At 74.7% G+C, this 7366-nt stretch carries 5 protein-coding genes; 4 read left to right on the plus strand and 1 reads right to left on the minus strand.

Translation table 11 applies throughout. From position 1 onward, the window contains the following. The first annotated feature begins 62 nt into the window (after positions 1-62). Entirely contained in the window at positions 63-2687 is a 2625-nt protein-coding gene (locus AR3_RS14130; protein WP_067914244.1) for a valine--tRNA ligase, read from the plus strand. Between the two features lie 216 nt (positions 2688-2903). After that, a complete protein-coding gene (locus tag AR3_RS14135; protein ID WP_146150303.1) occupies positions 2904-3887 on the plus strand; it encodes a hypothetical protein in 984 nt (327 codons plus the stop codon). Here AR3_RS14135 and AR3_RS14140 read toward each other — a convergent pair whose 3' ends face one another. Then, a complete protein-coding gene (locus AR3_RS14140; RefSeq protein WP_067914276.1) occupies positions 3888-5147 on the minus strand; it encodes a folylpolyglutamate synthase/dihydrofolate synthase family protein in 1260 nt (419 codons plus the stop codon). It abuts the gene before it with no gap. 152 nt (positions 5148-5299) lie between these two features. Here AR3_RS14140 and AR3_RS14145 point away from each other — a divergent pair, with 152 nt between their 5' ends. Together AR3_RS14145 and AR3_RS14150 are read left to right on the plus strand one after the other, a co-directional pair. Then, positions 5300-6694: a bifunctional folylpolyglutamate synthase/dihydrofolate synthase gene (locus tag AR3_RS14145; RefSeq protein ID WP_067914279.1), complete on the plus strand. Its 1395-nt coding sequence runs from the start codon at positions 5300-5302 to the stop codon at positions 6692-6694. Between the two features lie 76 nt (positions 6695-6770). Next, positions 6771-7088, plus strand: a complete 318-nt coding sequence (locus AR3_RS14150) for a DUF4233 domain-containing protein (RefSeq protein ID WP_067914250.1) — start codon at positions 6771-6773, stop codon at positions 7086-7088. The last annotated feature ends 278 nt before the right edge of the window (positions 7089-7366 follow it).

Consider the following 7366-nt stretch of genomic DNA (forward strand, 5'->3'; position numbering starts at 1 on the left):
TAGTTGGACGCATCACGAGGGCCGCGCGTTCTACCGTCCCGGGGCCCGTAGAATCTGGGCCCGTGACAACGCCCAGCACTGAGCGCGGCCGGACGGCCGCCCACGTCGATCTGCCCACCAAGTATCAACCGGCCGACGTCGAGGGCAGGCTCTACGAGCGCTGGGTATCGGCAGGGTACTTCGCCGCCGATCCGGCGCGGTACCCGGACCGACCGGCCTACTCGATCGTCATCCCGCCGCCCAACGTGACCGGGTCGCTGCACATGGGGCACGCCCTGGACCACTCCATCCAGGACGCGCTGGTGCGGCGCCGCCGCATGCAGGGCTACGAGACCGTGTGGGTGCCCGGCATGGACCACGCCGGGATCGCCACCCAGAACGTCGTGGAGCGGGAGCTGGCCAAGGAGGGCAAGTCCCGGCACGACCTGGGCCGCGAGGCGTTCGTGGAGCGGGTCTGGGCGTGGAAGGCCGAGTCCGGCGGCCGGATCCTCGGGCAGATGCGCCGCCTCGGCGACAGCGTGGACTGGGGCCGCGAGGCGTTCACCATGGACGAGGCCCGCGCCCGCGCCGTCCGCACGATCTTCAAGCGGCTGTTCGACGACGGTCTGATCTACCGGGCCGAGCGGATCATCAACTGGTGCCCGCGCTGCCTGACCGCGCTGTCGGACATCGAGGTCGAGCACGCCGAGCGCGAGGGCGAGCTCGTGTCGATCCGGTACGGGTCCGGCGAGGACGAGATCGTCGTGGCGACCACCCGGGCCGAGACGATGCTCGGCGACACCGCGGTGGCCGTGCACCCCGACGACGAGCGCTACCGGCACATGGTGGGCCGGGAGATCGAGCTGCCGCTGACCGGGCGGCGCATCCCGGTGGTGGCCGACGAGCACGTCGACCCGGAGTTCGGCACCGGCGCGGTGAAGGTCACCCCGGCGCACGACCCCAACGACTTCGAGATCGGGCGGCGGCACGATCTGCCCTCGCTGACGATCATGGACGAGCGCGGCGTCATCACCGCGCACGGCCCGTTCGAGGGCCTCGACCGGTTCGAGGCGCGGCCCGCCGTGGTGGCCGCGCTGCGCCAGCAGGGCCGGATCGTCAAGGAGGTCCGCCCGTACGTGCACTCGGTGGGGCACTGCCAGCGCTGCTCCACCGTCGTCGAGCCGCGGGTGTCGCTGCAGTGGTTCGTCAAGGTCGCGCCGCTGGCCAAGGCCGCCGGCGACGCCGTCCGCGAGGGCCGCGTGAAGATCCACCCGCCGGAGATGGCGGCCCGCTACTTCGAGTGGGTCGACAACATGCACGACTGGTGCATCAGCCGCCAGCTGTGGTGGGGGCACCGCATCCCGGTGTGGTACGGGCCGGACGGGCAGACGATGTGCCCGGGCCCGGACGAGGAGCCGCCCGCCGGGTGGACCCAGGACACCGACGTCCTCGACACCTGGTTCTCCTCGGCGCTGTGGCCGTTCTCCACCTTCGGCTGGCCGGAGCGCACCCCCGACCTGGAGCGCTTCTACCCGACGTCGGTGCTGGTCACCGGCTACGACATCCTGTTCTTCTGGGTCGCCCGGATGATGATGTTCGGGCTGTACGCGATGGACGGGGTCGAGCCGTTCAAGGTGATCGCGCTGCACGGCATGGTGCGCGACCAGCACGGCAAGAAGATGTCCAAGTCGTTCGGCAACGTCGTCGACCCGCTGGACTGGATCGACCGGTACGGCGCCGACGCCACCCGGTTCACGCTGCTGCGCGGCGCCAACCCCGGCGGCGACGTGCCGGTGGCCGACGAGTGGGCGCAGGGCTCGCGCAACTTCTGCAACAAGCTGTGGAACGCGACCCGGTTCGCGTTGATGAACGGCGCGCACGTGCGCGGCGAGCTGCCCTCCGAGGGGCTGACGACCGTCGACCGGTGGGTGCTGTCGCGGCTGCAGAAGGTGATCGCCGAGGTCGACGGGCACCTGGAGTCCTTCGAGTTCGCCAAGGCGTGCGAGACGCTGTACCACTTCGCGTGGGACGAGGTGTGCGACTGGTACGTCGAGCTGTCCAAGGTCCAGCTCGACGACCCCGCGACCGCCGAGTCCACGCGCCGCGTCCTCGGCGAGGTGCTGGACAACCTGCTGCGACTGCTGCACCCGGTCGTCCCGTTCGTCACCGAGGAGCTGTGGACGTCGCTGACGGGCCGGGAGACGATCGTGCGGGCCGAGTGGCCGCAGCCGGACCGGGCGCGGCGCGACGAGGACGCCGAGGCGCTGGTGGCGTCGCTGCAGCGGCTGGTCACCGAGGTCCGGCGGTTCCGTGCCGACCAGGGCCTCAAGCCGGGGCAGCGGGTCGCCGCCGCCCTGGAGTGGGGCGAGTCGCCGCTGGCCGCCCACGAGCCGGGCGTGCGGATGCTGCTGCGCCTGGACGCGCCGGGCGAGGGCTTCTCGGCCACCGCGTCGCTGCCGGTGGAGGGCGTGACCGTCCGGCTGGACACCCACGGGGCCATCGACGTGGCCGCCGAGCGCAAGCGCCTGGAGAAGGACCTGGCCAACGCCCGCAAGGAGGCCGAGCAGGCCCGCCGCAAGCTCGGCAACGAGTCGTTCGTCGCCAAGGCGCCCGAGGCCGTGGTCGCCAAGACCCGCGACCGGCTCAGCCAGGCCGAGGCCGAGATCGCGCGTCTGGAGGCGCAGCTGGCCGCGCTGCCCGCCGCCTGAGGCGCCGCCCGCGGACGGGACGCGACGCCGGGCCGGGTGTGCCGAACGCGGGGCGCGCCCGGCCCGGCGGCGTTACCATCCCGTGTGATCGTTGTGGTGATCCGCGTACTTCGGGGCTGGATGTGACTGTCGGGAGGGTCGTTGGCTGAATCGCCGCATCGCTCCGATGCGTCGGATGAGGCGGGTGACGGTTCGGTCCCCGCGTCCCCTCCTCCCGTGGGAGCGTCCGCCCCTCCCGTGGCGTCCGCCGTCCCCACCACGGCCGTCGACATGGAGATGCCCGCTCTCGACGGCGCGGCGGCGGGCCCGGCGCCGACGAGACCGGAGCCCGCCGTGGCGCCCCCGGCCCAACCGTGGTGGATGCAGGCGCCCGCCGAGGCGGGCACCGGTCCCCAGCGCGTTCCCGATCTGGCCGGGACGGCCGAAGACGTCTCGACCGGCCCGCACGCCATTCCCATGGCGCACGGGGCGTCGGTGACGTCCGGCGCGCACCCCGCGGTGACGTCCGGTCCGCACCCGGCGGTGACGACGGGCGGGCACGGCGCCGTGACGTCCGGCGCGCATCCCGTGGTGTCGACGGGGCCGCAGCCCGCCGCGGCGCAGGCGAAAGGGCGCACGGCGCGCCGCGCCGGCGTGATCCTGGCGTTGGCCGCGGCCGTCGGGATCGTGGCCGCACTGGGCGTCGGGGCGTTCATGCTGAACTCGGGCGGCGGCACCGCGCAGCGCACCGGCGGGCAGAAGGCCCCCAAGCACCGCGTCACGGCGGCGGCGTCCGCGGGCGGCCTCCAGCGCGCTCCCGGCCTGCCCGCCGCCAGCGCGGCCTACCCGTTCATCGCGGCGGCGGTGCGCGCGGGCGGCGCGGAGCGGCCGGGCAACGTGTCGGCCGTGTACGCCGATCTGCCGGCGCGCACGCAGAACGTGGTGTTCATCGGCGGCACCGGCCAGATCGGCGATCCCGCCGCGTTCCTGCGCAAGGCCCGCCCCAGCACCGTGCTCACGACGCGGGAGGTGCGGCCGGGGCGGGGCGGCGGCCGCGGCATGTGCGGCACGTTCGCCGTCCTGTCCGACGTGCACGTGTACTGCTCGTGGGCGACGCCGTCCTCGTTCGGGTTCGTGGCGTCCAACCTGCCGACCGTGGGCGACGAGATCCCCCGGATGGCCGAGCTGATGCGCCGCATGCGCGCCGACCTGGAGAAGTGATCAGCCGGCGGTGAAGAGCCGCTCGGTGTCGGCGTCCACCAGGTCGAGCACGAGGCCGACGAAGTAGACGGTGCCGACGGCGACGACGCGCCGCCCCAGGGCCGCGACGCGCCGGCGGGTGAGGGCGGACGCGTCGATCACCGTCCAGTGCGGCGGGAGCGGCCGGGTGAACCGCAGGTGCGCGTAAGGCAGCCGCACGAACGTGACCGGCAGCGATCCGAGCGCGGCCGCGGCGCCGTCCAGGTCCTTGTGGTCGGGCAGGCAGACCAGGGCGTGGTCGATTCCGCCCCAGCGGGCGCGCGCGGCGTCCACGGCGGCGGCGACGCCGACGCCGTCGATCGCCGCGTCGGCCAGGACGTCGGTGTCCGCGCCGGGCAGCCGGTGCCACGACAGGCGGCCCGGCAGCCGCACCGACGCCAGGACGTCGCGCAGCCGCGTCCGCGGCGGCCCGGGCGCGCCGACCGCCCGCAGCAGCCGCAGCCCGGCCGCGACGCCGACCAGGGCGCTCACGCGTCCCAGCCCGTCCGGCAGCGCCGCGGCGGGCGCGTCGACGCCGTCCCCGGTCATGTACTCGACGGCGGCGCCCCCGCCGGTGCGTGCGGCCACCACGCCGTCCAGCACCTCGGCGACCGCGGGCTCCTGTGGCGCCGACACGACCGCCCGCGTGCCCGGGGCGACCGCCCCCGCCTTCTCGGCGGCGATCGCCTCGACCGTGTCGCCGAGCACGCCCAGGTGCTCCCCGAAGATCGGGGTGATCGCGACGACCGCCGGGGCGAACAGCGCCGCCTCGTCAGACCGCCCGCCCATGGCCGCCTCCAGCACCAGCGCGTCCGCGCCCGCCTCGTGCGCGTGCACCGCGCCCGCGATCGTGAACAGTCCGGCGGGGGACAGGTAGCCGCGGTCGGGAGGCGGCATCCGGCGCAACGCCTCCTCGAGCCGGGCGGCGAGCGCGCCCAAGACGTCGACGTCGACGGCGCGGCCGTCCACCCGGATGCGGTCGGTGTTGCCGCGCAGCCCGGGGCTCGTCACCGTGCAGACCCGCCACCCCGCGGCGGCCAGGCAGGCGGACGCGTACGTCGCCGCCGTGCCCTTCCCTTTCGAGCCCACCACCGCCAGCACCGGAGCCCGCGGGGCGCCCACGCCCAGGAGGTCGGCGACCCGGCGCGCCCTGGCCACGTCCCGCGTCTGCCCGGGACGGCGCGCGCGCCACTCGCGGAAGAACACCTCCTCGGCGTCCGCCGCCCCTTCCGACCGCGCCATGGCGTCCATGCTCCCACCGGGGACTCCCACCGGGGACCGGGGGCGCCGCGCGCGCGGGCGGCGATAGGCTGCAAAGGTCAGTCGACGCAGCATGGAGCATCGTGAACCTGGTGGAAGAGCCGTCCGACTACCGTGCCGCCGTCCGGGAGATCATGGGCCGCGGCGTCGAGTGGGAGATCGAACCGTCCCTCGACCGCATGCGCGATCTGGTCGACGTGCTGGGGGAGCCGCAGCGCGCCTACCCGGTGATCCACGTCACCGGCACCAACGGCAAGACCAGCACCGCCCGCCTGATCGAGACGCTGCTGCGCGAGCGCGGACTGCGCACCGGCCTGTTCACCAGCCCGGAGCTGAGCGCCCTGCACGAGCGGATCGCCGTGGACGGGGAGCCGATCGGCGAGCAGCGCTTCGTCGAGGTGCTGCGGGACGTGCTGCCGTACGTGCGGCTGGTGGACGACAAGCACCGGGGCGTGCGGGTGTCGTTCTTCGAGGTCCTGACCGCCATGGCGTTCGCGGCGTTCGCCGACGCGCCGGTGGACGTCGCCGTGGTCGAGGTCGGCATGGGCGGCTCCTGGGACGCCACCAACGTCGCCGACGGCGACGTGGCCGTCGTCACCCCCATCGGGCTGGACCACACCCGCCACCTCGGCCAGACGATCGAGCGGATCGCGGCGGAGAAGGCGGGGATCATCAAGCCGGGCGCGGTGGCGGTGCTGGCCCAGCAGTCGCTGCCCGCCGCCGAGGTGCTGCTGCGCCGCGTGGCCGAGACCGGCGCCGTGGCGGCCCGCGAGGGCATCGAGTTCGGCGTGCTGCACCGGGACGTCGCGGTCGGCGGCCAGCAGCTGCGGCTGCGCGGCCTGCACGGCACCTACGACGAGATCTTCCTGCCCCTGTTCGGCGCGCACCAGGCGGGCAACGCGGCCGTCGCGCTGGCCGCCGTCGAGGCGTTCGCGTCCGGCGCGCCCTCCCGCGGCCAGGCCGGCCTGGAGGCGGCCACCCGCATCGCCGCCGGGGACGACTACGCGGGCGGCGAGGAGGGGCAGCTCGACCCGGCGCTCGTGCGCAGCGGGTTCGCCAAGGCCACCTCCCCGGGTCGGCTGGAGGTGGCGCGCACCGGCCCGACCGTCCTGCTGGACGTGGCGCACAACCCCGCGGGCATGGCCGCGACGGTGGAGGCGATCCACGAGTCCTTCGCCTTCAGCCGCCTGGTCGGCGTCGTGGCCGTGGCCGCCGACAAGGACGTGCCCGGCGTGCTCGACCAGCTCGAACCGGTGCTGGCCGAAGTCGTCGTCACGCGCAACTCCTCGCCCCGCTCCATGGCCCCCGAGGAGCTGGCGGAGGTGGCCGAAGGGATCTTCGGCGCCGAGCGCGTCCACCTCGTGCCGCGCCTGGACGACGCCATCGACCGCGCCATCGGCCTGGCCGAGGAGACCGGCGAGTACGCGGGCGCGGGCGTGCTGATCACCGGCTCGGTGGTCACCGTCGGCGACGCCCGCACCCTCCTGCGCGTCGGCGCCCCCGGCGGCGCGTCGGCGGCCGGCGGATGACGGGCCGGGGGACGAGCCGGGCGGTAGGTCCGGCGACGGGACTGACGACGGGTCGGGTGACGAGCGGGGTGACGCGATGAGAAGGATGCTGGCGACGATCCTGACCTGCGAGGCGATCGTGATCGCGCTGGCCATCCCCGTGGCCGTCGCGGTGCTGGGCGTGGACGGCGCGGTGGCCGGGGCGGTGTGCGGCGGGCTGGCCGGGCTGTGCGTGGTGCTGGCCGGGCTGCTGCGCTTCGGATGGGCGGTGCCCGCGGGCGGCGTCCTGCAGGTCCTCATCATCGCCACCGGTTTCATGGTGCCGACGATGTTCTTCCTCGGCGCGCTGTTCGGCGCGTTGTGGGTCACCGCCATTTGGCTCGGACGCAAGGCGGAGAACGCCGGGGCGCGTTAAATTCGGGGCGACGGCACGTCAGTCGGCCGCCGAATTTCGACCATTTCGAGTTTACGTCCTATTCCGGCGTCTCGGGCCCCGGAAAAGGCGTTCGGCGGGCGACCAACTCCGAAGGGGGAAGGCCGTGTCCGCCGAATCGTCCGCCGAATCGTCCTCCGAAGCGCCGCGCGACCCGCACGCCGAACCGGACCCCGCCGCCGGACACGGCGCGCCCGCGTCCGGCCCCGAGCGTCCCGTCGCCGCCCGGCCGCCCGCCCCGCGGCGACCGCTCGACGCCG

The sequence above is a fragment of the Actinomadura rubrobrunea NBRC 15275 genome (assembly GCF_001552235.1).
In the GTDB taxonomy this organism is placed as follows: Bacteria; Actinomycetota; Actinomycetes; order Streptosporangiales; family Streptosporangiaceae; genus Spirillospora; species Spirillospora viridilutea.